The following is a 26,725-nucleotide window of genomic DNA, read 5'->3' as shown; positions in this document are numbered from 1 at the left end:
AGGTCCAAAAGAATTTATTTCAATGATTTTAACATAGCAAAACACCAAGTTATCGAATTTATTGTAAAATAAGGTGGCGAAATTTGAAACTTTACGTTAACTTTAACTGGTCTAATGTCTTGTTAATAACCTAATTACATTATTTTAACTAATATTTATCTATCACGTTTAAGAATTTAGTAAAACATTAACTACACTTATTTATTTGAACACACTATAAAAATAAGATTTTGTGCGGAGCAAACAACATGAAAAAAATGCTACTCTCACTTGCAATTACAGCTGCTTTAGCTGGTTGCGGCGGCGGTGAAACATTAGAAGACGTTAAAAAAGAGACTCCAGCAGTGATCCCCGCTGCTACAGTGAAATTTGACCCTGCCAATGGGGTGATTTCAGTCCCCAATGACTTATTAATGAGCGGCACTAAAGATGGTACGCTGAATATTCCAGGTGAGCTAGATGCCAATGGCGTATCTATTAGCAGAGCTGCCTATGCAAATCCATCAATGGCATTAGGCGCACTGGATGGCTGGTCAAGCCAAGTACCATTTAAAATCGACTTAGCATTTCCACCAAGTATTAGTCTTGATGCAACCTCAGCCGGAACTCCTGGTGCTGTGCGGATATTTGAAGTTATTATGGGCGCAAGTCTTACCGATGCACAGTGCTCTGTGGCACCTGCTGGCGCAGCATGTAAGCTAGTAGGTGAACTTACCTTTGGTGTTGATTTTGTAACTAAAGGCAGTGGTGATGCAGTTGCCATTATTCCACTTAAACCATTTAAAGCCGGTAGCTCTTACATTAACGTTTTAACGACCAGTTTAAAGGATTCAGAAGGGCGTTCAATTAAGCCTTCATCAACGTATGGTTTAGTAAAACAAGAAACACCCTTAATTACACCGTCTCAACTTGCCTTGCAAGGTGCAGTTAATAGTTACGAAAATGTTGTTACTTCAGGCGGTGCAATTAGTAAAGATGATATTATTTACTCTGCTGCTATGACGATTCAATCAGTAGGGCCTGTTCTTAGCACTATTAAGTCTCTTTTGGCTGCTAGTTTACAAAACCAAGCGTTGCCAAGGCCTGCAGTACAAGTACCAGAACAACCAATGTTAACCGTTGAGCAAGTGTTTGCTGCGAAAAATATTACAGGGCTTTCACCTGCTTTTGCTGGTGTGCAATATCAAAAAGGTAATGTAATGTTACCTATGTATTTATCAACCCCAACGGGTACTGCAATTACTGATTTAGCAGACACCTATTGGCAAGGCATGTGTGATAGTGCAGTAGCTGTACTTGGATATAAAGCGGCTGCAGGTGATGCTTTCCCAGCAGAACCTATAAGTGTTAATGACGGCACATGTGCTGCATTGAGTGAAGGGCGTTTACGTGATTTAGGTTTAGATACAACTAAACATTTAACTAAATATAACTCAATACCTAAAGTACAGAGTATGGCAGATGTGCCAGTGCAAGTTACTAAACCTATTTTACCCGTTATTAATATGATTAGAGCACAAATAGGGATGGGCGAACTAACAATGCCAGCTGAGGGTTGGCCTGTTGTAATTTTACAACACGGTATTACAACACAAAAAGAGTCGATGCTAGCATTGACTGCAAGCTTAGCTGTACAAGGTTTTGCGACAGTAGCAATTGACCACCCAGTGCATGGCGAGCGTGGCATAGATGTTGATGGCGATGGTGAAGATGATTTTAATGCAACCACAGGTTCTGTGCTTGCGTATATGAATCTACAGTCGTTGCTTGTAGCACGTGATAACTTAAGACAATCAGCGGCAGATTTATTGGGCTTACGTTTAGGCTTAAACTTTGTTAATGATGAATCTCTTAACACGCAAGATGTAACATACATTGGTCACTCGTTAGGCTCAATTGTCGCGCCTGCATTTGTTACACAAACAAATACACCATTGGCACCACAAGTAGATCCTTTATTTAAAGTGAACACAGTTGCTTTAGCAAGCGGCGGCGGCGGTATCGCTAGCTTCTTGCTTGAGTCCGCAAGCTTTGGTCCATTTGTACAAGGTTCTGTGTTACTTTCAGCGGATACTGCTGAGTCTGCTGAATTTGCTGCGTACACACAAGGCCCTGCAATTTCAAACTGTGGTGAAGCCGATTATAGTCGTGCATTTACTTCATGTGCATACAAAGAATTTACTGCTGCGTTAACGGTAGCGGGTGAAACGACTAAAATAGCAAATATACAAGGTGTTATGACGCAATTTGCATTTGCTTCACAAACAGCCCTAGATAGTGGTGATCCAACAAACTATGCAAGCTCCATTGCGGCGCTTGGCACACCTATTTACATGAATGTGGTTGTGGGTGATGGCGCGCTTAACAAAGCTGATCAAGTAATTCCACCGATGACTGTGAATAACCCTATTGCAGGTTCGCTTCCTTTAGCGCGTCTAATGGGCTTAACGACGGTCGCTCAGTCGCAGCCACTAACTGAGGCACCTATGAGCTACGTTGTTAAGTTTACTAAAGGGCATCATGGTTCAGTATTGACGCCAGCCCCAGATGTAGGCGCAGGGTCAAATGCACAAGACAGCGCAGCAACAACCACCGAGATGCAGTTACAAATAGCATCTTACTTAGCAACACGCGGAAGAGCGTTATCAATTGCTAATACAGAGATTGTTACTGACTAAGTTTTTGTTGTTAAGTAAACCAAAAGCCACTGAAAAGTGGCTTTTTTGTGTTTGAATGGTAAGTTAGCGCGAGTTCGGTTAAATTGATGCAAATTTTTATTTGGAGAATAGAATTGGAATTTCTTTATGAGTACGGCATTTTTCTTGCCAAAACAGTGACCCTGGTTATCGCAATTGCCGCTGTGGTAATAATTTTTGTGGGGGCTGCAGTAAAACCCAAAGTAAAAAAAGGCGAAATTGATATAGAGGATATATCAGAGCAATTAGAGGATTTAAAACATAGCTTTTTAGAGCACACATTATCGGGTAAAGCGTTAAAAGCATTTCATAAAACGCAAAAAGCCGACGCTAAAAAAGCAGCTGCAAATGAAGAGACCAAGCCTCGATTATACGTAATTGATTTTAATGGCAGTGTTGATGCTAATGAAGTGGATAGTTTGCGTGAAGAAATCACGGCAATCGTTGCTATTGCAGATGCAACTAAAGATAAAGTGCTAATTCGCCTTGAAAGTGGTGGTGGCGTTGTTCATGGTTATGGTTTGGCTGCATCGCAATTACAACGTCTTAAAAATAAAGGCATACACTTAACCGTAGCAATAGATAAAGTGGCAGCCAGTGGCGGTTATATGATGGCATGTGTTGCAGATGAGATAGTTGCAGCACCTTTTGCTATTGTTGGATCTATTGGTGTGATTGCGCAGATCCCAAATTTTAATAAAATATTGAAGAAAAATGATGTTGATTTTGAGCAAATAACAGCAGGCGAATTTAAGCGTACATTGACCTTGTTTGGGGAAAATACGGATAAAGCGCGCGATAAATTTAAAGAGGAAATAGAGCAAACACATGGCTTATTTAAGCAGTTTGTTAGTTCGCAGCGCCCGTCATTGGATATTGATCTTGTTGCAACCGGAGAACATTGGTTTGCAACGCAAGCACTTGATAAAGGCTTGGTAGATACGATTGAAACAAGTGATGATACTTTATTAAAATATCAGGATGAGCGTCAAATTTATAAAGTAAGATACAAAGTTAAAAAGACACTCAGTGATAAACTTGCTATAGGCTTTAGTGGGGGTATTAATAAAGCGGGGGTATCCATTTACTCGCGTTTTAAAAGTTTAAACCCGTAGGTTAACCTAATAAAAAACCCGCAGTTAAGCGGGTTTTTTAGTGTTGAAAGTAAAAGTATTATTCAGCTGATTTATGGTAATCCTCTAAATCTTTAGCTGCGTTAGGGTCATTAAAGATCTTTTCATCTAATTGACCTTCTGATTTAGCAACTACGCACGTCACCATACAATCACCCGTAACATTGACCGCTGTACGTGTCATATCAAGTAATCTATCAACACCAATGATAATAGCGATACCTTCAACAGGTAAGCCAACTTGGTTAAGTACCATTGCAAGCATTATCAAACCAACGCCTGGCACGCCTGCGGTACCTACAGATGCAAGAGTTGCAGTTAGAATAACCATTAGGTAATCAGAAATAGTTAAATCAACACTAAATACCTGTGCAATAAAGACAGTCGCTACACCTTGCATAATGGCTGTGCCGTCCATGTTTATGGTGGCGCCTAACGGGATGGTAAAAGAGGCTACAGAGTTATTTGCTCCTAATTTCTTAGTTGCTGTCTCTAATGTAATTGGCATCGTAGCGCTTGAGCTCGATGTACTAAATGCAAATAAACACGCGTGTTTCATTTTCTTTAAAAAGATAATTGGGTTTAGGCCCGTTAAAAATTTTAATAATAATGTGTAGTTTATAAATGCATGAATAAAAAGCGCTGCAACCACAACACCAAAGTATTTAGCTAAGCTAACGATTAAATTTAGCTCAATTGTGGTAAATAACTTGGCCATTAAACAAAATACACCATACGGGGCGACGTTCATTAATAATGTAACCAACTTTAAAATCACAGTGTTTAGATCTTCAAAAACAGTTGCAACTCGCTTACCCGCCGAACCGCTAAGCGCCATTGCAATACCAAATAACAATGCAAACACAATAACCTGTAGCATATTACCGCTGGCCATGGCATCAATTGGGTTGGTTGGAAACATACCAATGATCACTTGAGCGAGTGTAGGGGCTTCTTTTGCGCTGTAAGTCGCTTCTGAAGGTAAGTTTATTCCTTCACCTGGGTTTACTAATAAAGCCAAGCTAATTGCAACCGTTATTGCAATTGCAGTGGTCAGTAGATAAAGGCCGATAGATTTTCCGCCAAGGCGACCTAGTTTTTTAGGGTCACTTAAGCTGCATGTTCCACAAACGAGAGAGACAAATACTAAGGGGACGACCAACATCTTCAAACTGGCTATAAAAATTTGTCCACCAATATGAAATAAACCATCTACAAAAAAGCCCTTAATTGGCAAAGAGAATAACCCAAGAGGGATTAGATAATCGTCTTCGCCAGCTAAGATAGCCTGAAAAATAAAGCCTACAGCAACCCCCAGCAACATACCAATCATGATGCGGGTGGTTAAACTCATTGAACGGATTTTCGACATAGTAATAATCTATTTGTTATAAATTTTCCATAGCCTACCAGCATGCAAATTTTTATACAGAAAAAATCGATAAATATGAAAAAAAAGTGTGGATCAAAAAAACAACAAAAAAATAATAAAAGTTGTGATTTTAAATCTGAATATAGGTTAACATTGGGTAAATATTTCGAATTTTATAATCAATAACAAACGCTAGGGAGAGGTCAATGCCTTTAATGCGATGGCTCAGTGTTGTGCTATTCAGTTTTCTAATCACGGCTTGTGGTGGAGGTGGTTCACTTGAAAAGGATGGTGGTGATCTTGGTGGTGGTGGAACTACACCAGACACACCAACTTATACCGTTACAGTTCAAGGGTTTAATCAAGCAACGAATGAGCAATCAAACTCAGTAACTAAAGATGTACCGCTTTTTTTGCGTGCAACCGTTTTAAAAGATGGCGAAGTTGTTACGGGTAAACGTGTAACTTTTAGTCTTGCTGATGGAATCGGCTCATTAAAACCAACTTCTGGCAGTGCCTTGACTGATGGTGATGGTGTTGCGCAAATAGCGCTCGAATCCGGTTCAATTGTTGGAGCTGGCCAAGTGACAGCAACTTACATTGAAGACAGTACCTCGCATCAAGGTGTATTTGCTTTTACTTCATCAGGTGGTCAAGGCGATGATAACAGTGAAGAGAAATATACTCTAACAGTAGAGGGTTTTTCAAAATCAACAGCGGCAAAATCAAATTCTGTCACGAACATTGCACCACTAGAGCTACGCGCTACATTGTTAAATGAAGGCGAAGTGGTGAGTGGGCAGCGAGTGACGTTTAGCTTAGCTGATGATATTGGTTTATTAAATCCAACTTCGGGTAGTGCATTAACAGGTTCTGATGGTATTGCAAGAATAGAACTCACAGCAGGCTCAGTCGCTGGTGCTGGTATTGTTACTGCAAATTACTCTGTTGGCAATGTATCATATCAAGGTACTTTTGCTTTTACCTCATCAGGTGGCCAAGGCGATAACACGGGCGTTATAGGCACTGTGGCATTGGTTTTAAAAATAGTTGATCAAAATGGCCAACCTTTTTCGGAAAATAACCCGGTAAGCAAAGATAACAAAGGCGTAGTATCAGCGACATTAACCGATGATGATGTACCGGTTTCAGGGCAGTTAATCAGGTTTGTTTCTAAATATACGGGTAAAATCACCCCAGAATTGGGAACTGCTCTAACAAACTCTGAGGGCGTTGCAAAAGTAACTCTTAGCAGTGGTATTCTTAAAGGCGCCGGACAGGTTATTGCAAGCTATGAATCCGAAGATAATGGAACGGTCACCAAAACAATTGGCTTTGTATCAAGTGGTGATGATGCATCAGTTGATAAAGCAGTCGCGAATGTAGATATTAAATTATTATCAGGTTGTGTTGAAGGGTGGGATACAAATAGAAACACGATATCATTGGATTCAACCTACGCAACTTCTGGTTGTAAAGCTGTTAATAAATTTTCGTCTGATGAGTTAGTCGATATATTAGTAAAAGTGACAGATACAAGTTCTGGTGATGGTTTTGTAGGGATTATTACAGAAGTCACGACGGATTTAGGTCGTTTATTACCAGATTCAGGTAAGGCGCTTACTGATAACTTTGGCTTTGCAATATTAAAGCTTCAACCAGGCGCAAACAGTGGCGCAGGAGAAATAACTGCAACCTCTAAATCTGCGACTAGTCAAAAAGCCTTTGAAATTGCAACGGCAGAGTTAAATATCACGATTGATAACGGCTTATATAACAAGCTAGATGTTGATGGCAACCCAATTGTGGGAGAATTTGTGCCATTAGCTGCTGGGGCTACAACGGTTATTACTGTTGATATTTTTGATGCCAATGGAGCTCGTGTAGTTTCACCATTAGATGTAGAGTTTACATCGGGTTGTGTGCAAGCTGGCAAATCTATAATGGATCAAAAAACAACGAGTATCAGTGGTGTTGCAACAGCTACATATAGAACTGATGGCTGTAATGCGGCGCAAGGTGATACCGTGACAGCAACCGTTCTTACTGGTGGGGCTGCAGTAGTTAAATCGATTAATATCCCTGTATCGACAGCTCCTGTTGAATCTATTGAGTTTATAGATGCTACGCAATCTGTAATTGCACTTAAGGGGACTGGCGGACAAGGGCGCTCTGAGACATCGGAAGTTTCCTTTAAATTACTAGATAAAATTGGGAAAGCAGTACCGAGTAGTCGTATGGACTTTAGGCTAAGTTCAACAAATGGCGGCATTAGCTTATCCCATACTAGTGTATTTACTGATGCTGAAGGCTTAGCAAGAGTACAGGTCAATGCGGGCTTTGTACCAATGGCTGTTCGTGTGCAAGCTTGCTTTATTCCAAGCGATCAAATTCCAGCAAATCAAAATGATAATGTAACTTGTTGGCAAGAAGTTTTTCAAGAATGTGCTAAAGCTGTTGATATCCGAGATCCAAATGTATCATGTCCAATTGGTAATTTATCTTTACTTAGTCTTGATGAACAAGTAATCACAGTCTCTGATTTAGTCTCCATTAGCTCAGGTTTACCAGATGGAAATAGCTTTACCGCAGGTGCTGATACAATCAATATTGAAGCACTTGACTATATTGGAGATATTAATGAAATCTCAGTTTATCTAGCTGATCACTTTAATAATCCAGTACCTGATGGAACTGCCGTATATTTAACAACGGAAGGCGGTGCTGTAGGCACAATTGATGGCACAAGTTTTAATCCGCAGTTAGAGTGTCGTACAACTGATGGTGCATGCAACGCACAATGGCGTAGTCAAAATCCGAAGCCATTTACCGAAGCTAAATGGGGCAATAGAATTAATTCAATTAACCCTAAAACAGGTTCTATTAATTGCGACCCTTACTTTGGTGTTGCAGCGCCTTGTGTTGCCGGAATTTTAAATAACAGAACCAGTCCACTTGGCGTGCCATTGGGCGGACGAGTTACTGTGCTTGCCACAACTAAAGGTCAAGAATCATATATTGATATAAATGGTAATGGTCGTTTCGATACTAACGAATATTACAGTGGCTATGATTTACCAGAAGCATTTGTCGATCACAATGAAAACGGTATTTACGACGGTCTAGCAGCTATTTATGACCCTGTTACGGCACAAACTGTTAAAGATGCAAGTTTTTGTAATGAAGGGGATGTAAACGATCCATGTAGCCCATTAAATACCAACGGCGGACACCTAGAAGAGAGTTTTGATATAGACCTCAATGGTATGCACACGCTTGCTGATGGTAAATATAATGGTTTATTGTGCACTGAAGAAGCAACATCGCCTACTGATGGAGCAACATTTGAAAGTTTATGTACAAAAGATTTAATCGATGTACGTGATTCATTTGTAATCGTTATGTCGGGTAGTGCTGTATATAGCCGTTTTGTAGTTTTAAAAACAGAGTTACAAAACCAGTTTGTTAATGCATTAAACGCAGTTGAAGTAGATGCTGATGGAAATCCAATTCTAGACGGTAATGGCAATACAATTTTAACTTCTAATGCAGTTCAATTAGCGCTAGATATTGAAAGTTGTAATTCAATTTATGGTGAAGCGGGCGATGACACATCAGGTTTAGTCGTTGCTTTAGAGCCTACTGCAAACACAGCATATTGTGACCTTGGTACAATTGATTTATCGCCGAGCGAAAATAATGAATTGGCTGCATTGTCTTTTGAATTGTATTACTCAGATCGTTATAACAACCCGATACCGTCTAAAACGTCTGTTACCATTGGTGCAAATAATGGTAAATACAGTGGTATAGATGGGTTTGAAATGTTAGAAAGTAGCGCAACACGCGCACATGGTGTTGCATTATCGATTAGTCGTGAAACAGAGCCTAATAAAAGCAAAAGCGGCTTCTTAATGGTAGAATTTACCACGCCGAAAGGGGTTGAATCGATTGCAAGTTTGCCAATTCTAGACTTAGGTTAATTGTTTTGTAATGTGATTTAATAATAAATGCCAACCATAAGGTTGGCATTTTTGTTTCTATTCTATATATTCCACTGCAAATAGTTAAAAACACCAAATTGCCTAAATTAAGCACAACAATTGCTTAATTAATCATTAAAAACAGAAAAGTTTGTATTAAAAGCTTGTAACAATTGGTGTTTGTAGATATACCTATAAATATTCGCGCCTGTAAAAGGGCAAAACACATTTTAAATACTTGGTTAGAAATAGGCAACTATGGGCAAATCGCTAGTAATTGTAGAGTCTCCTGCTAAGGCTAAAACAATTAATAAATATTTAGGAAATGATTTTATCGTCAAGTCTAGTATTGGGCATGTACGAGATCTTCCTACCTCAGGTTCTGGCAAAACCAAAACTGCAGCTACAAAAACACCTGCGGAAGTGCGCAAAATGGCGCCTGAAGAAAAGGCCGCGTATAAAAAACAGCGTGATTATACTAACTTAGTTGCTCGAATGGGGATTGACCCTGACAAAGGCTGGCAGCCACATTACGAAGTATTACCGGGTAAAGAAAAAGTTGTTCAAGAATTACAAAAGCTCGCTGAAAATGCTGACCAAATCTATCTCGCAACGGATTTGGATAGAGAAGGGGAAGCAATTGCTTGGCACCTTCAAGAGATTATTGGCGGCGAGCCTGAGAAGTATAAACGTGTAGTATTCAATGAAATAACCAAAAATGCCATTCAGGCAGCCTTTGAGGCACCTGGAGAGCTAAACACCGACATGGTCTACGCCCAACAGACCCGTCGATTTTTAGACCGTGTAGTTGGTTTTATGGTGTCTCCATTGTTGTGGCAGAAAGTTGCTAGAGGCTTATCAGCAGGACGTGTTCAGTCTGTTGCGGTACGTTTACTGGTTGAACGTGAACGCGAAATTAAAGCATTTATCCCAGAAGAGTTCTGGGATATTCATGCAGATGTTAAAAACAGCGAATCAGCATTACGTTTAGAAGTATTTAAACAAGGTGATAAAGCGTTTAAGCCAGTTAGCGAAGCACAGGCGATGGCTGCGACTGCATCGCTAGAAAATGCTGAGTATAAAGTTGTAAGTGTTGAAGAGAAGCCAAGTAAGAGTCGTCCTAGTGCACCACTCATTACCTCAACAATGCAACAAGCTGCGAGCACACGCTTAGGTTATGGCGTTAAAAAGACGATGATGCTTGCACAGCGTTTGTATGAAGCAGGTTATATCACCTATATGCGTACCGATTCGACGAATTTGTCGAAAGATGCAGTAGCAATGTGCCGTGATTACGTAACTGAGCAATTTGGTGATAAATACTTACCAAAAGAAGCAATAAATTACAGTTCTAAAGGCAATGCACAAGAAGCGCATGAGGCTATCCGACCTTCAAGCGTGAGTGTATTATCAGGCCACCTTGATGGTGTCGACCCAGATGCCAAAAAGCTTTATGAATTAATTTGGCGTCAATTTGTTGCTTGCCAAATGGTTCCTGCTGAATATGACTTAACAACATTAACCGTTGCAGCGAATGATTTTCAGCTTAGAGCGAAAGGCCGCGTACTACGCTTTGATGGTTGGACTAAAGTGCAACCTGCTATTCGTAAAAAGAATGAAGAAGATCAATCATTACCTGCGATTAAAGAAGGTGAAGTATTAAGCCTTGTTGAGCTTGATCCTAAGCAACACTTTACTAAGCCGCCAGCGCGTTTTAGTGAAGCGAGCCTAGTTAAAGAGCTTGAAAAGCGTGGCATTGGTCGTCCATCTACTTACGCGTCAATTATTTCAACGATTCAAGATCGTGGATATGTACGAGTTGAGAATCGCCGCTTTTTTGCAGAAAAAATGGGTGAGATTGTCACTGACCGTTTAGTTGAGAATTTTACTGACTTAATGAACTTCGATTTTACCGCGAAAATGGAAGGTCGTTTAGATGATATTGCTGAAGGTGAGCGCATCTGGACACAAGTACTTGATAAGTTTTATGCTGATTTTTCTACCCAACTGACTTTAGCCAGTGGCGAAGAAGATGAAGGTGGAATGCGTAAAAATGAAATGGTCGAAACCGATATTGACTGCCCAACGTGCGGCAGAAAAATGGGTATTCGCACAGCATCTACTGGTGTTTTCCTCGGGTGTACAGGTTATAACTTACCACCAAAAGAACGCTGTACGACCACTATGAACTTAGTGTCGGGTGATGAAGCGGTCGCTGCAGATGTTGAAGATGTTGAAACTGAAACATTAATGCAAATGAAGCGTTGCCCAATTTGTGAAACGGCAATGGATTCATACCTGATTGATGAAACACGCAAATTGCATGTTTGTGGTAATAACCCAGGTTGTAAAGGGCATATAGTCGAGCAGGGAACCTTTAAAATTAAAGGTTATGATGGGCCTATTATTGAGTGCGATAAATGCTCATCTGATATGCAGCTTAAATCAGGACGTTTTGGAAAATATTTTGGTTGTAGTAATGACGAGTGTAAAAACACACGTAAATTACTGCGTAGTGGAGAAGCTGCGCCACCAAAAGAAGATCCCGTACAACTGCCTGAGCTAGAATGTGAAAAATCAGAAGCATACTTTGTACTGCGAGATGGGGCTGCAGGTATTTTCTTAGCGGCAAATACGTTCCCTAAATCGCGAGAAACACGTGCACCAAAGGTCGAAGAGTTACATCGTTTTAGAGATCGTATTTCACCTAAGTTCTATTATCTAGCAGATGCACCAGCAAAAGATCCAGATGGTAACTTAGCTGTTGTACGCTATAGCAGAAAGAATAAAGAACAGTATGTAATGACTGAGGTTGAAGGTAAAGCAACTGGCTGGACTGCACATTATAACGCAGGAAAGTGGGTTGAAGAGGCAAAGAAAAAAGCCGCACCTAAAAAGAAAGCAGCAGCTAAAAAACCAGCCGCCAAAAAAGCGGTTGCAAAAAAAGCACCTGCTAAAGTGAAAAAAGACGCAGAGTAAAATGTATGTAGCGAGTGTTCAAATCAAGTACTCGTTAAACGCAAAAAAACCGGAACGCACCCCCTTGTGCCGATTCCGGTTTTTTTATGTCAAATTAATGTGCAATGGCAATGTGACGATTAAATTTTTACATCAGTGACTTTGTTATAGCCTTCTGCTTCAAGTTCATCATTTACGCATTTTAAAACGTATGGTTTCAGCTCATCATTACTGATATCGTCGTCTTTAGCCCAGTTTAAACACATTTCTGTGTATTCTTTAATTGTTTCGGCTGAAGCGTCAACAGCATCGTCAGCAACAGCAAAAGTTGCAGAAACCGCAAATAATGGCGCTACCATAAGCGCTAGCAATGCTTTTTTCATTCGTTTAATCCTAAAAATGTAGTGACGATTGTTTTTGAACATTCAAAAACAAGAGTTAACCAATCAAGCAGCATGCTGTTGGTAAGTTGATTTTCAAACTAAATGAGAATAAAAGATAACGAAATATTTTTATCGTTAGGATGAAAAAGCTAACACAAAAATCAGCTGCTGATGTAGATAAGTATTTGTATCGAGGTAGAAACTCAGATAGAGTCGGGTTTTTATAAATTGATGAGTACTATGGATAATCCCAACCCAAATAAAATTCCACGCCAAGCAGGTAAAGCTGAACATCTTCTTGAAACGTTGATATTTCGTGGCCGCTGGTTATTGGCTCCATTTTTTGTTGGTTTACTCTTTGCTGTAATTTTATTGCTCATTAAATTTTTCAAATTACTGTATTTAATGGGTGTATCAACATTCACAGCAACAAGCCAAGAATTGTTAGTGGGTATTTTAACCCTAGTTGATACGGCATTATTAGCGGGGTTACTATTGATCATTACCTTTAGTGGTTATGAAAACTTTGTATCGAAGTTAAATATTGAAAACCATGAAGACCGCCCTGCATGGATGGGGAAAGTTGGTTTTTCTGGTTTGAAGATGAAATTAATCAGTGCGATTGTCGCTATTTCAGCTGTTGAGCTCCTTAAAGTTTTTATAATTTCGTCAACCTACACCAGCGAACAACTTATGTTAAAGGTATTAATACATGTGACATTCGTGGTCTCAGGTGTATTGTTTGCTCTGACCGACTATATAAATAGTAAAACTCATAGCCATTAACGAAGAGTATGGTTAGACAGGCTGCTTATTAACAGCCTGTCTAGGGTCTTATGTAGAGTACTGCAAATATCAAAAAGAAAAGTATCAAAAAGAAAAAGTTAAAATAAATTAGACCTTAGATTATTTAAAAATGGCTGACCACATTGCTTTTAAACTAGGTTCTTTACCGTACATATTCATCCCCATTTTGAAAATACGAGCGGCAACTATTCGCAAGTAATAAAAACAGCCAATGCTAAGTACGAGTGAGAGCAAAGGTTGCCACAGTGGTAACTCAACTAGCGACATACGTACAGGCATAACAGCAAAAGCAGTGATTGGTAAATAACTTAATATCACTGTCAGTATGCTATTCGGGGCGTCCATTACAAAAAAGGCGATTACAATAGGTGCAATAGGCAGCATCATTAATGCACTTTTACTACTGTGGTTAGGATCGTCTATCCCAGCGGCAATTGCCGCCATAAAGGCCGCGCAAATAGCAAGACCAGCAATCGCAAAGGCAAAAAACCATGGCAACAACGCCCAATTCACAAAGTGCAGATCAATCGCTTGTTGTTTTATCACCACAGTAAAAAATAGCATTGAAAGTACAATGGATAGCAAAGTGCCGACCATTGTTTTTACGGCTAATAATATTTGCCCTGTTAATTTACCGTCAATCCATGTTTGCGGTGTCATGGTTGCCATAATTTGTTCTGTAACACGGTTCTGTTTTTCACCAGTGATACTCACAAAAAGCTGGCCAAACACACCAAACATCGCTATAAAAAGCAAAATTAATACACCAAACGCAGTGTAAGTTTGACTTTTATCTGCTTGGTTTTTTAGTAATTCATCTAAAACCTGGTGCTCTATAAGTACTTGTGTACGTAAACCTAGTTGTTGCTCTTGAGTTAAATTGAGTTTATTAAATTGCGCATGCTGTAGCTCTGTGCTTAATAAACTGCTTAGTTGTAATTGCCAGCTTGCTTTTTCTGCGGTGATAAGTGAGACCCGCCCATCAGGTGAGTTAAAACGAATAACGGCATCATACTCTTTAGTTTCATTTAAGTTTTTGATCACATCATCAAGATCGTTCACGGGTATAAAGTTAAAGTTGCTCTGTTGGCTATTGCCCGCATTGAGAGTGAAATCGGTATCAGTTGCGATAGTGTAACTTTGTTCAAGTTGCTGATTATTTGCTGCAAAGAAATAAATAACGCCAGCGATGACAAGCATGATCAGTTTTGAAATAATTTCTTGTTTTAATTTAAAAAAGTGCAAAAACTCCCATTTTGCCACGGTCCAAATTTGGGTGCTTTTTAATGACTGTGCTTTCATAGTTGAGCTCCTTGCTTTAACTTTTTATTATGCTCAGAGACGGCATTTAGATAAAGGCTGTGTAATGACTGGGCCTGATTTTTTAATTCAACTATATCGCCGAGTACTAATAACGACGGCAAAAGAGTGTTCAGTGATTGCTCTTCTAAAAGGGTGATTTGCAATTGTTGTGCTTTTATTTGTTCAACACTGTACTTATCTTTTAGTTCATTTACCGCAAATTCATCAAGCGGCTCAGCAAACTGTACTTTTATAACCCTTGCTTGTTGCGTGGTTAAAATGTTGGTTAAATCACCATATAACACGCTTTGGCCTTGGTTGAGTAATAAAACCCGATCCGCAAGCTTTTCAACCATCGCCATTTGATGCGCACTTAAAATAACGGTCATACCTTGTTGCTTTAATTGCGCTAAAAATTCGACCACCAACTCTTGATTGATAGGGTCTAATCCAGAAAATGGTTCATCTAAAATAACCCATTTTGGCTCATGTAAAATAGCGCTGATGAGCTGAACTTTTTGCTGATTACCTTTAGAAAGAGACTTTAATGGATCATTAATACGTGATGATAAGCTAAATTTATCTAACCAATATTCACAGCGTTTATTAAAGTCATTATTTGATACACCATGGAGACTTGCAAAAAATTGTAAATTTTGTTTGAGTGTTTTTTCAGGATAAAGACCGCGATCCTCAGGTAAATAGCCAAGTAGGTGGGCAGGGATTTGACTATAGCTTTGAGAGCCATCAATTAATTTAATACAGCCACTATCAGCGTGTGTAAATCCGACGAGCATTTTTACTAACGATGATTTACCGGCTCCGTTAGGGCCTAACAATGCAAATATTTCACCTTGATTTACCTCAAAGGATAAATTATTTACCGCGGTCACTGTGTGATAGTGTTTGTTAAGTTGTTGAACCTGAAGTGACATATGATCCCTCTATTTTTGTTGTTTTAACTAGTTTAAATGTTTGTACTGGCCGATGTAATTATTTGTTAAATAATTAATGTAACTAAAGATGTAAATTTGCCATAATGCTCGCGATATTTCACGAATTTGGTGTGCAATGATAAAGCAATTTTTAAATGATCCTACATTACTTCTCAATGCGGTAGGTGAAGGCATATATGGTTTTGATCTCAGTGGCAATGCCGTGTTTATAAACCCAGCTGCAGAGAGAATGACAGGCTGGCAAGCCGCTGAGCTACTAGGGAAAAAAATACATCAATATCATCATCACAGCCACGCTGACGGGCGGCCTTACCCCGCGGATGAATGCCAAATATATTGCACCATGTTTGATGGTAAACACCGCCATGTAAAGGATGAAGTTTTTTGGCGTAAAGATGGCAGTAATTTTCCGGTTGAATACACGTCAACACCGGTTTATAAAAATGACCAACTGATTGGTGCGGTCGCGATATTTCGTGATGTATCCAAGCAGCATCAAACCGAACACGCGCTACGTCAAGCGTTAACCCAAGTTAAAGATTTAAGTGAGCAACTTAAAGACGAAAATAATTACTTAATTGCACAGCTTAACGAAGATTGGCAAGATTCTGGATTAGTTGGACACAGTCATATTTTTCAAAACATGCTTGAACAAATTAAACTTGTAGCGCAAACCACTAGTACAGTGCTGATTTTAGGTGAAAATGGCACTGGTAAAGAGCTTGTTGCTCGTAACTTACATCGCCTCAGCGAACGCTCAAACCAGTCGTTTATAAAGGTTAACTGCGCAGCATTTACACCAAGTTTGCTCGAATCAGAGTTATTCGGACATGAAAAAGGGGCTTTTACAGGCGCAAATGAGCGTCGTAAAGGACGATTTGAGTTGGCAGATAAAGGGACTTTATTTTTAGACGAAATAGGGGAGTTACCGCCCGAAGCGCAAAGTAAATTACTGCGCGTATTACAAGAGCATGAATTCGAACGGGTAGGCTCTAGCCATACAATTAAAGTTGATATTCGCATTGTCGCAGCAACCAATCGCGATCTTTGGCAAATGGTACAGCAAGGTGCGTTTAGAATGGATCTTTATTATCGTTTAAATGTATTCCCAATTAAAGTGCCTGCATTAAAAGAGCGCAAAGAAGATATTCCATTATTATGTACCAACTTAATTGCGCAATTGAATAAACGCCTTGGTAAGCAACTGAAGGGGTTAAGTAAAAAAGCTATTAGCCAGCTACAAGCTTATGATTGGCCAGGTAATATTCGTGAGCTACAAAATGTACTCGAACGTGAAGCTATTCTTAGCAAACAGCCTATTTTACATTTAAGTCAACCTTTGAGCATGACACCGAACACGGCATTTAACATCAGCTTAACCCTCGATGAGGCACAAAAGAGTCATATAGTGTCTGTACTTGAACTATCAAATTGGAAGATATCAGGTGCACACGGAGCAGCTACTAAGCTTGGGCTACATGAAAGTACGTTACGATCTAAAATGAGAAAATTGGGAATTGAAAGGGATTCGTGATATTTAACGTTTTTCGTTTTATTTAACGAGTTAAAAACTAGCCATTTAAATTTAAACCAATAATATCATGAGCTTAAATTAAGTTTCAGTTTGGTCTGAAAGTTGCAAATACTTGCTTAGTCACCGTCACCATGAAGTAAGTATTATGAAGTTTGATATTAAAGAAGAAGATATGATCATCAAGCCCTACAAAAATGAAGGGCCAATTTATATTCGTGAGCAAAAAGGGTTTTTCCAACGTATTCGCCGCCACCTTGGCTGGCTGTTGATGCTCACGTTTATTGCTATTCCGTGGATCCCTTACAATGGGCAACAGGCGGTTTTATTCGATGTAGCAACACAAAAGTTTACCATTTTTGGTTTAACGCTCTTACCTCAAGACTTTATGATATTAGCGCTGCTATTTATGGTTGCAGCGTTTGCGTTGTTTTTTGTAACTAATTGGTTAGGAAGAGTCTGGTGTGGTTACACATGCCCGCAAACTATTTGGATGTTGTTATTTTCTTGGGTTGAAGAACGAATTGAAGGCAGCCGAAATCAACGAATTCAGCTTGATAAAGCGCCTTGGGGGATCACTAAAACACGTAAAAAAATAACCAAACACAGCGCATGGTTAGTTATTTCAGTGCTCACAGCAACGTCATTTATGGCTTACTTTATACCAGCAAAAACACTTTACGCTGACATGTTCTTTTTTGAATGGTCAGGTATTACTAGTTTTTGGGTTTTTCTGTTTGCATTTTGCACCTATGGTAATGCAGGCTTTTTACGTGAAAAAATGTGTACAGTTGCGTGCCCTTATTCGCGTTTTCAATCAGTTATGTTTGACAAAGATACACTTGTCGTCACTTATGATAACGAGCGTGGTGAAAGCCGTGGACCGCGCAAACGTAAAGTTGACCCAAAAACTGTTGGCCTAGGAGATTGTGTTGACTGTAACTTATGTGTAGAGGTGTGCCCAGCCGGTATTGATATTCGAAATGGCTTGCAATATGAATGCATTAATTGTGGTTTATGTATTGACGCTTGCGACGATACGATGACTAAATTCGGATATCAAAAAGGTTTGATCAAATACGCCAGCGAGCAACAAATGGCAGGAAAACACACAAATCCATTTAGGTTAAAATTGATAGGTTACGGCGCTTTAACTGCACTGTTAACGCTTGCTATGGTGGCATGGTTAGCGCAAAGAACCCCCATAGAAGCATCGGTATTACGTGATCGTAACGCTTTATACCGAGTTAACTATGAAGGACTGGTTGAAAACCCATACACGCTAACAATTATTAATAAAACACAGCAACCACTTCATTATACAATTGATTTAAAAGGGTTTGATATTGCAAAATTACAAAGCCCTGCGTTGATACTCGTTGAACCAGGCTTACTTAAACGTGTGCCGGTAACTATAATTGCAGATGGCTACGATGTAGATAAAAAAGTTACTAAATTAGAGTTTGTAATTACAGCGAAGGAAGATCCAAGTATTACCATTACAACACCAAGCTTATTTTACCGCAATTAAATATGTGGATTGCTAACGTAGTTGATTTATCAACACGTTAGCAACTTAAATTGTTCATTTATATGTTCTTTAGCCTGATATAAATCAGCAAACAAACGACTTTTAATATCAATCATCAAGCCTGCATTATTCATAATACGTTGCATTTGATTAACCACTAAAGACGAGCCTAAAATATAGGCGCTAGCAATACAGTTACTCTGCATCATTTGTTTTGCTAAATGTGTAAATTGTTCCTCAGCCTCAGGCGTTGCTGCACATGCCGTGTATGAGTTACTGATATACGCCCAAGGTCTTCCTGCAAAAGGTTTAATGTGTTCAAAAATGCTGTTACTAAATTGACAGACTAGGTTTGCGTTAATATTGCCGTGAAAATGTCCGATAATAATGCTGTGATCACGTTCTAAAACGACTCTACCGTATTTGTTTTTAAATTCCATTTACTTCCTTGTAAAAATAAAAGAGCGTGAATTTTAAACAAATATATAATTTAGTCTAGGGCGTGTTGACCTTTCGTGATTGATTTTCCAGCCGTATGTTAGGTATTTAGGCAAGGCTGCGCCTATGGTGTGTGGTCGTTCCCCATAAATAGGCGATAACGCAGTATAAATTCCAAACATGCGCTGCCCAAAGGGTTCTTCCTAGGGGCGATTAACTCTTTGTTACTTACACAGATTTAGGTAAGGGGCGTGAGCAGGGCGCACAAGCTTTGCTCGATTTTTACTTATTCTCACATGGATGTGAGCCAGTAGAATAACGCAGGAGTAGTTATCGAGCCCACTCGATTTCAAACCTCGCGCCGCGATTAAATCGCCCCTAGATTGAACAAATGTCAATCCACAAAGGTCAACACGCCCTAGTAAAAAGCAGACCCGAAACTTATTCAGTAGATGGATCTGCTTTAAATACGATTATTGTTGTGAAGCTATATAATCAAGCGCACCGGCAATCGCAGCAACTTGTGCAAGAATACATTCTTCATCCGTTGCTGTTGGGCTATCTGGGTATACCTCAGTTGTTGTTACAAACTTTGCATCGCTAAAGCCCATGCATAAACCAAGCTCGCGTGCCGCATAGTTGATAACGCCAAATTGCTCTTGCGGCACTCCTATTAATTGGTTATTTTCATCACTGGGTGCAATGTGTGTTATTTTTGTAACGTTTTCAATAATAGCCTTTTGAAATTCTGCCGCAGGTTTCGCTGAATCAGCAACTAAATAAAAACCATCAGGAATATTCCAATTAGTATTAATTTTACCATCGCGCGCAGCAAGTGCAGGGCGAAACTCACTGTTATCGGTGTCGGTTGTTTCGTGTAGATCAATATGTGCAACTAGCTCAACACCAAGCCCAGCAATGTAAGCCATCACATTTGCAGATTCAGGGGCAGGGCTATTAGCATAAAAAGAACGGTTAGGATCTATGGCAGCTGGATTCCAGCGGTTTATTGTTTCATAGCCCCACGGGCTGATACAGGGCGTTACCACAAGGTTAAAATGCTCACTGTAATGTCTACCTAATGTTTTAATAAACCGAATTGCACCATGCACACCGCTGGTTTCATAGCCATGCACACCACCAGTTACTAATACGGTTGGTTTATTGTTTTGCCAATTACGAGATTTAATAGCAAAGAGGGGGTAATTAGCGTCTTGATAAACAAGTTCACCATATTGTTCAACATCACACTCATCTGTAAGTTCATTTATTAATGACACAACATCATTGTGGTAGCTACGCTTAATGTTTTGAGAATCGAACCATTGTTGTTTCTCATCATCATTCCATGAAATGTTAGCTGTTCCAATTGGATAAATAGTATCGCTCATAAAACCTTCATTAGTAACAATAAAAAAGACAGCTTATCGATGGATTCTTCACTTCGCAACTAACTCTAAGCAATAGCGGTATATAAATTTACATATTGTCGTTTATGAACACTAAATAAATAGTCGCGAAGGTGATCTTTCCCTTCATGAATATGAGTTATTTTAGCTGCGATACCTTGCTTATTTTGTCTAACGGGTTCAATGCTAATAATGATGTGTTTTTTATTTGGCAGATAAAACTGCATTCTGTGATGAGTAATTAAAGGCACTTTATTGCTGATTGGTTTTAAAAAGATCCCGGTGCTAGATATTGACTCAATTTTAAACCCATCACTTTGTATATTTAAATTGTCTAATCGCCAACTTCGTTGTGTACCTGTGGTGTCAATAACTTCAGGTGAGCTAAGTATCGGGGTTAACAACCCTGATTCATCAGTTTTAAATTCTAAAGGAAACCACAACTGATAGTGACCGACCTCAGCGAGTAAAGTCAACTTAGCATTAATCAATAGATTCGCTATTTTAGCCGGAATATCACTTTGCACAGTCAGGCGTTTATTTGCAGGTAATTGCTGCTTGGCTTGGCCTTTAAATAAGTTTGATAAAAACTGTTGTTCATCATTAGAAAAGTCCACGCAGTACCTCCTGTACATAAAATAGCAACTTGTTATAAATAACGACTTATTACCTTAATTTAGGCTTTAATAAGTCGGCATGTTTAAAATGTTGTTATATTTTTCAATACAATACGACAGTGTTTAACAGTGCTCGTGTAAGCTTAAAATTCTGCGGGCTAAGTAAACACTGTCACCAAAGCATGTTTAATTAACGGCGTACAAAATAAAAACTTGAATTTTATTTGAAAACATAAAATTATCGGAATAGCTATTATTCACTCTTCATAAAGCAAATTAATGAGGATGCAAAGAATAACGGTGAAATAGAAGTGAGGGGAAATATAATTGGTCGGTATGGAGAGATTCGAACTCTCGACCCCTGCCACCCCATGACAGTGCGCTACCAAGCTGCGCCACATACCGACTTTCCATGCAATATACCCATATTTTATAAAAAATCAATAACCTTTTGTTTGTTTGAACATTTATTGAACTTAGTTAATAGCTGTATAGTGGCAAAAGGTTACTTTTCTAGCCACATTTTGATCGATTTATACATAATGTCACGTAATATAGGTTGTGCAGTTTTGTTAGGGTGTATATTGTCGTTTTGCATCAGCGTAGGATCGCCTGCAACATTGAGTACAAAAAAGTCCATTAAGTGGCTGTCAGTTGCGGTGGCGACTTTTTCAAAACTACCTGTAAACTGACTGGTATAACGTGGGCCGTAATTAGGTGGAATGTGTATTTCCATAATAGCTATATTGGCGTCAGCTTGTTTGCTTAGGTTTACCAATTGGGTGAGGTTTTGCTCAAGCCTTTTTATTGGAAAACCACGTAAGCCGTCGTTACCGCCAAGTTCAATAAGTACGTGACTTGGCTGAAATTCATTTAACAATGAGTCTAAACGTCTTAGTGCACCGCCAGTGGTTTCACCACTGATACTGGCATTGATAAGTTGGATGTTTAGTTGCTCTTTGTCGTACTTATCTTGTAACAATTTAACCCAGCCTTGCTCTTGTTTTAGACCATAAGCGGCGCTTAAACTGTCACCTAAAATTAAAATTGTGTTGTCAGCTGCAGCTGTAAGTGGTTTGATTACAATTAGAAAAACAAATATTAAACGTAGGATTGAATGCATCATATGTCAGCGCTATCTCAAGTAAATATTATTCAAGTTAATGGACTGTCTAAAACGGTAAATACCCTTGAAGGTGAGTTGCCCATCCTCAGCGACATCAGCTTTAATGTCAAGTCTGGTGACTCAGTTGCTGTAGTTGGCACATCAGGTTCAGGGAAATCGACCTTACTTAGTTTATTAGCTGGACTTGATCAATCAACACAGGGTGAAATAATTCTTGATGGTGATGCTTTGCATACACTTGATGAGGAGGCAAGAGCAGCACTGCGAGCACAAAAAGTTGGGTTTGTATTTCAGTCTTTTATGCTTGTACAAAGTTTAACTGCCCTTGAAAATGTAATGCTTCCTGCGGAGTTAGCGGGCAGCGCTAATGCAAAACAACAAGCGTTAGATTTACTTGAAAAAGTAGGGTTAAGCCATCGCATAGAACATTACCCATCACAACTATCAGGCGGAGAGCAGCAGCGTGTAGCCATTGCCCGTGCGTTTATTGGTACGCCTAAAATATTATTTGCCGATGAGCCTTCAGCAAACCTAGACAGTAAAAATGGTAAATTGATTGAGTCTTTACTTTTTGAGCTTAATGAACAACATGGCACAACGCTAATACTGGTGACTCACGATGAGGCACTTGCTGCGAAATGCCAGTATGTTTTGCAAATTGAGGCGGGTAAACTGGTAAAAGATACCAGCGAGGTTCTTGCTGATGTGGGCTAAATTAGCATTAAAACTATTTTTTCGTGAATTTCGCCGTGGTGAACTCACGGTTATTTGTGCTGCCATTGCATTAGCCGTTTTGACTGTACTTACTTTATCTATGGTTACAGACAGAATAGGCCAAAGTATTGCGCAAAAAAGCAGTGCATTTATCGCAGCGGATAGAGTACTTGCCAGCAGTCACGCTTTACCACAATCGTATTTAGAAAAAGCACATTCGCAGAATTTAAAAACAGCCCAGTTAACTTATTTTGATACCATGTTGTTTGCTAATGATGAAATGCAATTAAGCTCTGTTAAAGCTGTATCGCCTGAATACCCGCTCAAAGGTGAGTTAAAAATTAAGGCTCGTTTAGATGCACAGGTTGAAATTGTAAATCAAGGGCCAAGTGCGGGCAATGTGTGGTTTAGTGAATCTGTTTTTTACGCGTTAAATGTAAAAGTGGGCGACACGGTTGAACTCGGCGCAGCGCAATTTACAATTGAAAAAGTATTAGTGGAAGAACCTGATGCACCTTTTAATATTTTTTCAAGCAGTCGCCGTGTTTTGTTAAATAGCGCCGACATTGAGAAAACGCAAGTTGTGCAGCCTGGAAGCCGAGTGTTCTATCGTCAATTATACGCTGGTGAAGAGTCTGATATTAATGCCTTTTATGCTTGGCTTAAGCCACAAATAAAAGAAAATCAGCAATGGTATGGTGTAAAAGACCGTCAATCTCCTATCGCTAATAGCTTAAATCGTGCTGAAAGCTTTTTATTGTTAGCAGGTTTATTAGGCATTATTTTAGCTGCTGTGGCTATTGCAGTTTCTGCTAAGCGTTATTGTGAGCGACAATACGATCCCGTCGCGATGATGAAGACCCTTGGCGGTAGCCGCGACATGATCCGCAAAATTTACTTATTGCATTTATCAATGGTGTGCGCTTTATCTGTGCTTATTGGCTTGCTCATAGGCTTTGGTTTACAAGATATTGCAGCGAACTATTTAGCTAAATCTATGAACAATACATTACCTGCTGCGGGTATTAAACCTTGGATAACGGCAATTAGTACAGGCGTGATTTGTGCTGTGATGTTCTCAATTAAGCCGTTGTTAGACTTATTTGATATACCGCCGCTGCGAGTGTTGCGTCGTAATTTAGGGGATAGATTACTTGTTAGTAAAGTACATTTAGCCATGTCTGCAATGACTGTGTTTTTATTAATGTGGTTATTTAGTAATAACTTAAAAATTACTGCAATTTTGTTTGTTTCAACATTGGTGCTTATTGGTTTACTGTTTTTGGTCTCACGGATCATCTTTGGGGGCGGACGTAAATTAGGTTTACGCCCAGGCAATAGTTGGTCGTTGGCGATTGCATCAATTCAAAAGCGCGCAAATGCAAATTCAGTGCAACTTATTAGCTTTGCATTAGCGATTAAATTACTTTTATTTTTGGTGGTACTTAAAAACGACATGATTGCTGATTGGCAGTCACAATTACCGAATGACGCACCTAATGCATTTTTAGTTAATATTACGGAGTCTGAATTACCCGTAATAACTGACTATTTAGCGCAAAAGAAAATTCAAGTATCAGAGTTTTACCCAACTATTCGCGGGCGTGTTAATGCGGTAAATGGTGAACTTGTAGCGCGTGAAGTATCGTTGCAAGATAATGAGAAAAAAGATGAAGAAGCGCGCTCTGGTATCGGGCGAGAGCTTAATTTAACCTGGTTAACACAATCACCAGCGCAAAATGAGATCATCGATGGCGAGTGGTTTTCTGAAAGTGCGACGGGTGAAGCGTCAATTGAAGAATCAATGCTGGCGCGTTTAGACGTAAAACTCGGTGATACATTAACGTTTTTAATTGGCGCACAATCGTTTGATGCAAAAATAACGAGTGTTCGTAAAGTAAATTGGGCCACCTTAAAGCCAAACTTTTTTATCATTTTGAGTCCGGATGTATTGGCTGATTTTCCTGCGACATATATTTCTTCAGTTCGTATAGAGACGGATCAAAAACGTGACTTTAGTGAATTGTTACGTACTTACCCAACGGTTAATGCTATTGATGTTGATAGTTTTGTTAAACAAATTCAATCGACTATTTCGCAAGTATCATTGGCAATTGGCTTTGTACTTGCCATTGTGGTGCTTTGTGGGGCGCTAGTTTTAATTTCGCAAGTGCAAGCAAGCTTAGGGGAGCGAATGCAAGAAATAGTGATTTTACGCACCCTAGGTGCAAAAGGCCGATTAATAAAAAATGCGACATTATACGAGTTTTTATTACTCGGCAGTGCGGCTGGCTTTGTTGCGGCTCTAGTGAGTGATGTCGCATTATTTATTGTGCAACGAGAAATGTTTGATTTAGCCGGTAAATTACACCCGCATATTTGGATCATCGGTCCTTTAGTAGGGGGCACATTTGTGGCTGTTTTAGGCTACTTTATGATTGCTCGAACAATGCGTAAAAATACGCAAGGTTTACTGCGCTCGCTCGGTTAATATTGCGACTCATTTTATAGTATTAACACAAAAACCCGCAATTGCGGGTTTTTGCATTGACAATGCACTGGTAATTTATACAGTACTCTGGCATTATTACTTTATTAGTAAGTTATATTTATTGGGCAAGAGCTTGGCTATTATTTTAGGGATTGATCCAGGTTCGCGGTTGACGGGCTATGGGGTCATTGCTCATCAAGGTGCAAAATTTACCTATTTAGGCAGTGGATGTATAAAACTGGCGGATCACGAATTTCCTATTCGCTTAAAAATGATCTTTCAAGGTATTAGCCAATTAATAGCGCAATTTTCGCCAGAACAGTTTGCGATTGAAAAAGTATTTATGGCGCATAACCCTGATTCAGCACTTAAACTAGGACAGGCCCGAGGAGCGGCTATTGTCGGAGCTGCTGTGGCTGAATTACCCGTATTTGAATATTCAGCAAGGCAAATTAAACAAGCTGTTGTTGGCCATGGTGGTGCAGATAAATCACAAGTACAACAGATGGTAAAAAATATTTTAAAGCTGCCAGGTACGCCGCAAGCCGATGCAGCGGATGCACTGGCAATTGCTATTTGTCATGCACATTCTAATCAAAACTTAATAAAGCTAGCGGGCAGTGCCAGTAAAACCGTTAGAGGAAGGCTAAGGAAATAATAATGATAGGTCGATTAAACGGTATATTGGTAGAGAAGCAACCACCTGAGATCTTACTTGAAGTCTCTGGAGTAGGTTACGAGGTAAACATGCCAATGACGTGTTTTTATGATTTACCCAATATTGGTGAAACGGCAATTGTTTACACTCATTTTGTGGTGAGAGAAGATGCGCAGCTATTATTTGGTTTTAATAACAAAACAGAACGCGCTTTATTTCGTGAATTACTTAAAGCAAATGGGGTTGGACCAAAATTAGGCTTAGCTATTTTATCAGGAATGTCGGCTAAGCAATTTGTAACCTGTGTGAACAATGAAGACGCAACTAGCTTAGTGAAATTACCGGGTGTTGGCAAAAAAACCGCAGAACGCCTTGTACTTGAAATGAAAGACCGCTTAAAAGATTGGGGTAATGACTTATTCACGCCATTTAGTGATAATGCAGTAATACAGCCCGCATCAGATGCTTTAATTGCGAATAATGCGGCTGATGATGCAATTTCTGCACTCGTTTCATTGGGCTATAAGTTGGCGCAAGCACAAAAAACGGTTAAAGCGATTAGCAAGCCAGATATGTCTACAGAGGTTCTGATCAAAGAGTCTCTTAAATCAATGTTGTGA

Annotated in this window: 19 protein-coding genes and 1 tRNA gene; 11 read left to right on the top strand and 9 right to left on the bottom strand. The window is 39.4% G+C overall.

Features of this window, described 5'->3' with window-relative positions; translation table 11 throughout:
- The first annotated feature begins 248 nt into the window (after positions 1-248).
- A complete protein-coding gene (locus tag ACJJVX_RS14385) occupies positions 249-2,678 on the top strand; it encodes a VolA/Pla-1 family phospholipase (protein WP_054206531.1) in 2,430 nt (809 codons plus the stop codon).
- A gap of 113 nt (positions 2,679-2,791) precedes the next feature.
- Complete coding sequence (gene sohB / locus ACJJVX_RS14380; protein ID WP_170174320.1) at positions 2,792-3,811, top strand: protease SohB; 1,020 nt, start codon at positions 2,792-2,794, stop codon at positions 3,809-3,811.
- A 58-nt stretch (positions 3,812-3,869) separates the two neighbouring features.
- Here sohB and ACJJVX_RS14375 read toward each other — a convergent pair whose 3' ends face one another.
- On the bottom strand, positions 3,870-5,201 hold the full coding sequence (locus ACJJVX_RS14375) for a dicarboxylate/amino acid:cation symporter (protein ID WP_054206533.1): 1,332 nt from the start codon (positions 5,199-5,201) through the stop codon (positions 3,870-3,872).
- Between the two features lie 206 nt (positions 5,202-5,407).
- On the opposite strand from ACJJVX_RS14375, the gene ACJJVX_RS14370 reads away from it, so the two are divergent.
- Both ACJJVX_RS14370 and topA read left to right on the top strand, forming a co-directional pair.
- Positions 5,408-9,184, top strand: coding sequence for a hypothetical protein (locus tag ACJJVX_RS14370; RefSeq protein WP_405632020.1), 3,777 nt, complete (start codon positions 5,408-5,410; stop codon positions 9,182-9,184).
- 258 nt (positions 9,185-9,442) lie between these two features.
- Positions 9,443-12,163, top strand: a complete 2,721-nt coding sequence (topA, locus tag ACJJVX_RS14365) for a type I DNA topoisomerase (RefSeq protein ID WP_054455679.1) — start codon at positions 9,443-9,445, stop codon at positions 12,161-12,163.
- Between the two features lie 119 nt (positions 12,164-12,282).
- Here topA and ACJJVX_RS14360 read toward each other — a convergent pair whose 3' ends face one another.
- A complete protein-coding gene (locus tag ACJJVX_RS14360; protein WP_054206536.1) occupies positions 12,283-12,525 on the bottom strand; it encodes a hypothetical protein in 243 nt (80 codons plus the stop codon).
- 240 nt (positions 12,526-12,765) lie between these two features.
- Here ACJJVX_RS14360 and ACJJVX_RS14355 point away from each other — a divergent pair, with 240 nt between their 5' ends.
- Positions 12,766-13,311 (top strand): TIGR00645 family protein, encoded by a 546-nt coding sequence (locus ACJJVX_RS14355; RefSeq protein ID WP_054206537.1) that lies wholly within the window; start codon positions 12,766-12,768, stop codon positions 13,309-13,311.
- A gap of 120 nt (positions 13,312-13,431) precedes the next feature.
- Here the strand turns inward: ACJJVX_RS14355 and ACJJVX_RS14350 are convergent, their stop codons facing one another.
- On the bottom strand, positions 13,432-14,634 hold the full coding sequence (locus ACJJVX_RS14350; protein WP_405632018.1) for an ABC transporter permease: 1,203 nt from the start codon (positions 14,632-14,634) through the stop codon (positions 13,432-13,434).
- On the bottom strand, positions 14,631-15,569 hold the full coding sequence (locus tag ACJJVX_RS14345) for an ABC transporter ATP-binding protein (protein ID WP_405632015.1): 939 nt from the start codon (positions 15,567-15,569) through the stop codon (positions 14,631-14,633). The genes ACJJVX_RS14350 and ACJJVX_RS14345 overlap by 4 nt, the downstream gene beginning before the upstream one ends.
- A 136-nt stretch (positions 15,570-15,705) precedes the next feature.
- On the opposite strand from ACJJVX_RS14345, the gene ACJJVX_RS14340 reads away from it, so the two are divergent.
- Together ACJJVX_RS14340 and ccoG are read left to right on the top strand one after the other, a co-directional pair.
- A complete protein-coding gene (locus ACJJVX_RS14340; protein ID WP_405632012.1) occupies positions 15,706-17,124 on the top strand; it encodes a sigma-54 interaction domain-containing protein in 1,419 nt (472 codons plus the stop codon).
- 145 nt (positions 17,125-17,269) lie between these two features.
- The gene (ccoG, locus tag ACJJVX_RS14335; RefSeq protein ID WP_170174317.1) at positions 17,270-18,652 is read left to right on the top strand and encodes a cytochrome c oxidase accessory protein CcoG; all 1,383 of its coding nucleotides are present in this window, start codon (positions 17,270-17,272) and stop codon (positions 18,650-18,652) included.
- Between the two features lie 29 nt (positions 18,653-18,681).
- Here the strand turns inward: ccoG and ACJJVX_RS14330 are convergent, their stop codons facing one another.
- The 5 genes from ACJJVX_RS14330 to ACJJVX_RS14310 form a co-directional block, all read right to left on the bottom strand.
- Positions 18,682-19,092: a hypothetical protein gene (locus tag ACJJVX_RS14330; protein WP_405632010.1), complete on the bottom strand. Its 411-nt coding sequence runs from the start codon at positions 19,090-19,092 to the stop codon at positions 18,682-18,684.
- Between the two features lie 471 nt (positions 19,093-19,563).
- Positions 19,564-20,481 carry a M14 family metallocarboxypeptidase gene (locus tag ACJJVX_RS14325; protein ID WP_054206543.1) on the bottom strand — a complete coding sequence of 306 codons (918 nt, stop codon included), beginning with the start codon at positions 20,479-20,481 and terminating at the stop codon, positions 19,564-19,566.
- Between the two features lie 65 nt (positions 20,482-20,546).
- Entirely contained in the window at positions 20,547-21,116 is a 570-nt protein-coding gene (locus tag ACJJVX_RS14320; RefSeq protein ID WP_405632008.1) for a hypothetical protein, read from the bottom strand.
- A gap of 328 nt (positions 21,117-21,444) precedes the next feature.
- Positions 21,445-21,521: transfer RNA gene (locus tag ACJJVX_RS14315), tRNA-Pro, on the bottom strand.
- Between the two features lie 100 nt (positions 21,522-21,621).
- Positions 21,622-22,242 carry an arylesterase gene (locus tag ACJJVX_RS14310; protein ID WP_054204791.1) on the bottom strand — a complete coding sequence of 207 codons (621 nt, stop codon included), beginning with the start codon at positions 22,240-22,242 and terminating at the stop codon, positions 21,622-21,624.
- Here ACJJVX_RS14310 and ACJJVX_RS14305 point away from each other — a divergent pair, their 5' ends adjacent.
- The 4 genes from ACJJVX_RS14305 (at position 22,243) to ruvA (ending at position 26,725) form a co-directional block, all read left to right on the top strand.
- Positions 22,243-22,956, top strand: a complete 714-nt coding sequence (locus tag ACJJVX_RS14305) for an ABC transporter ATP-binding protein (protein ID WP_054204790.1) — start codon at positions 22,243-22,245, stop codon at positions 22,954-22,956.
- Positions 22,946-25,447: an ABC transporter permease gene (locus ACJJVX_RS14300; RefSeq protein ID WP_054455690.1), complete on the top strand. Its 2,502-nt coding sequence runs from the start codon at positions 22,946-22,948 to the stop codon at positions 25,445-25,447. The genes ACJJVX_RS14305 and ACJJVX_RS14300 overlap by 11 nt, the downstream gene beginning before the upstream one ends.
- Positions 25,448-25,580: 133 nt before the next feature.
- Positions 25,581-26,105: a crossover junction endodeoxyribonuclease RuvC gene (gene ruvC, locus ACJJVX_RS14295; protein WP_054204806.1), complete on the top strand. Its 525-nt coding sequence runs from the start codon at positions 25,581-25,583 to the stop codon at positions 26,103-26,105.
- Positions 26,106-26,107: 2 nt separating this feature from the next.
- Positions 26,108-26,725 carry a Holliday junction branch migration protein RuvA gene (gene ruvA, locus ACJJVX_RS14290; protein ID WP_054204788.1) on the top strand — a complete coding sequence of 206 codons (618 nt, stop codon included), beginning with the start codon at positions 26,108-26,110 and terminating at the stop codon, positions 26,723-26,725.

The sequence above is a fragment of the Pseudoalteromonas sp. Ld20 genome (assembly GCF_045064175.1).
In the GTDB taxonomy this organism is placed as follows: Bacteria; Pseudomonadota; Gammaproteobacteria; order Enterobacterales; family Alteromonadaceae; genus Pseudoalteromonas; species Pseudoalteromonas neustonica.
The sequence above is the reverse complement of the archived record's forward strand: the minus strand, read 5'-3'. Positions and strand labels throughout refer to the sequence as shown.

What these genes read in the sequence shown, in the direction of transcription:
- ACJJVX_RS14360 (WP_054206536.1), bottom strand. Translation starts at nt 12,525, where the DNA reads ATGAAAAAAGCATTGCTAGCGCTTATGGTAGCGCCATTATTTGCGGTT.
- ACJJVX_RS14350 (WP_405632018.1), bottom strand. Translation starts at nt 14,634, where the DNA reads ATGAAAGCACAGTCATTAAAAAGCACCCAAATTTGGACCGTGGCAAAA.
- ACJJVX_RS14330 (WP_405632010.1), bottom strand. Translation starts at nt 19,092, where the DNA reads ATGGAATTTAAAAACAAATACGGTAGAGTCGTTTTAGAACGTGATCAC.
- ccoG (WP_170174317.1), top strand. Translation starts at nt 17,270, where the DNA reads ATGAAGTTTGATATTAAAGAAGAAGATATGATCATCAAGCCCTACAAA.
- ruvA (WP_054204788.1), top strand. Translation starts at nt 26,108, where the DNA reads ATGATAGGTCGATTAAACGGTATATTGGTAGAGAAGCAACCACCTGAG.
- ACJJVX_RS14385 (WP_054206531.1), top strand. Translation starts at nt 249, where the DNA reads ATGAAAAAAATGCTACTCTCACTTGCAATTACAGCTGCTTTAGCTGGT.
- ACJJVX_RS14305 (WP_054204790.1), top strand. Translation starts at nt 22,243, where the DNA reads ATGTCAGCGCTATCTCAAGTAAATATTATTCAAGTTAATGGACTGTCT.
- ACJJVX_RS14375 (WP_054206533.1), bottom strand. Translation starts at nt 5,201, where the DNA reads ATGTCGAAAATCCGTTCAATGAGTTTAACCACCCGCATCATGATTGGT.
- topA (WP_054455679.1), top strand. Translation starts at nt 9,443, where the DNA reads ATGGGCAAATCGCTAGTAATTGTAGAGTCTCCTGCTAAGGCTAAAACA.
- ACJJVX_RS14300 (WP_054455690.1), top strand. Translation starts at nt 22,946, where the DNA reads ATGTGGGCTAAATTAGCATTAAAACTATTTTTTCGTGAATTTCGCCGT.
- ACJJVX_RS14340 (WP_405632012.1), top strand. Translation starts at nt 15,706, where the DNA reads ATGATAAAGCAATTTTTAAATGATCCTACATTACTTCTCAATGCGGTA.
- ACJJVX_RS14345 (WP_405632015.1), bottom strand. Translation starts at nt 15,569, where the DNA reads ATGTCACTTCAGGTTCAACAACTTAACAAACACTATCACACAGTGACC.
- ACJJVX_RS14370 (WP_405632020.1), top strand. Translation starts at nt 5,408, where the DNA reads ATGCCTTTAATGCGATGGCTCAGTGTTGTGCTATTCAGTTTTCTAATC.
- ACJJVX_RS14325 (WP_054206543.1), bottom strand. Translation starts at nt 20,481, where the DNA reads ATGAGCGATACTATTTATCCAATTGGAACAGCTAACATTTCATGGAAT.
- ACJJVX_RS14310 (WP_054204791.1), bottom strand. Translation starts at nt 22,242, where the DNA reads ATGATGCATTCAATCCTACGTTTAATATTTGTTTTTCTAATTGTAATC.
- ACJJVX_RS14355 (WP_054206537.1), top strand. Translation starts at nt 12,766, where the DNA reads ATGGATAATCCCAACCCAAATAAAATTCCACGCCAAGCAGGTAAAGCT.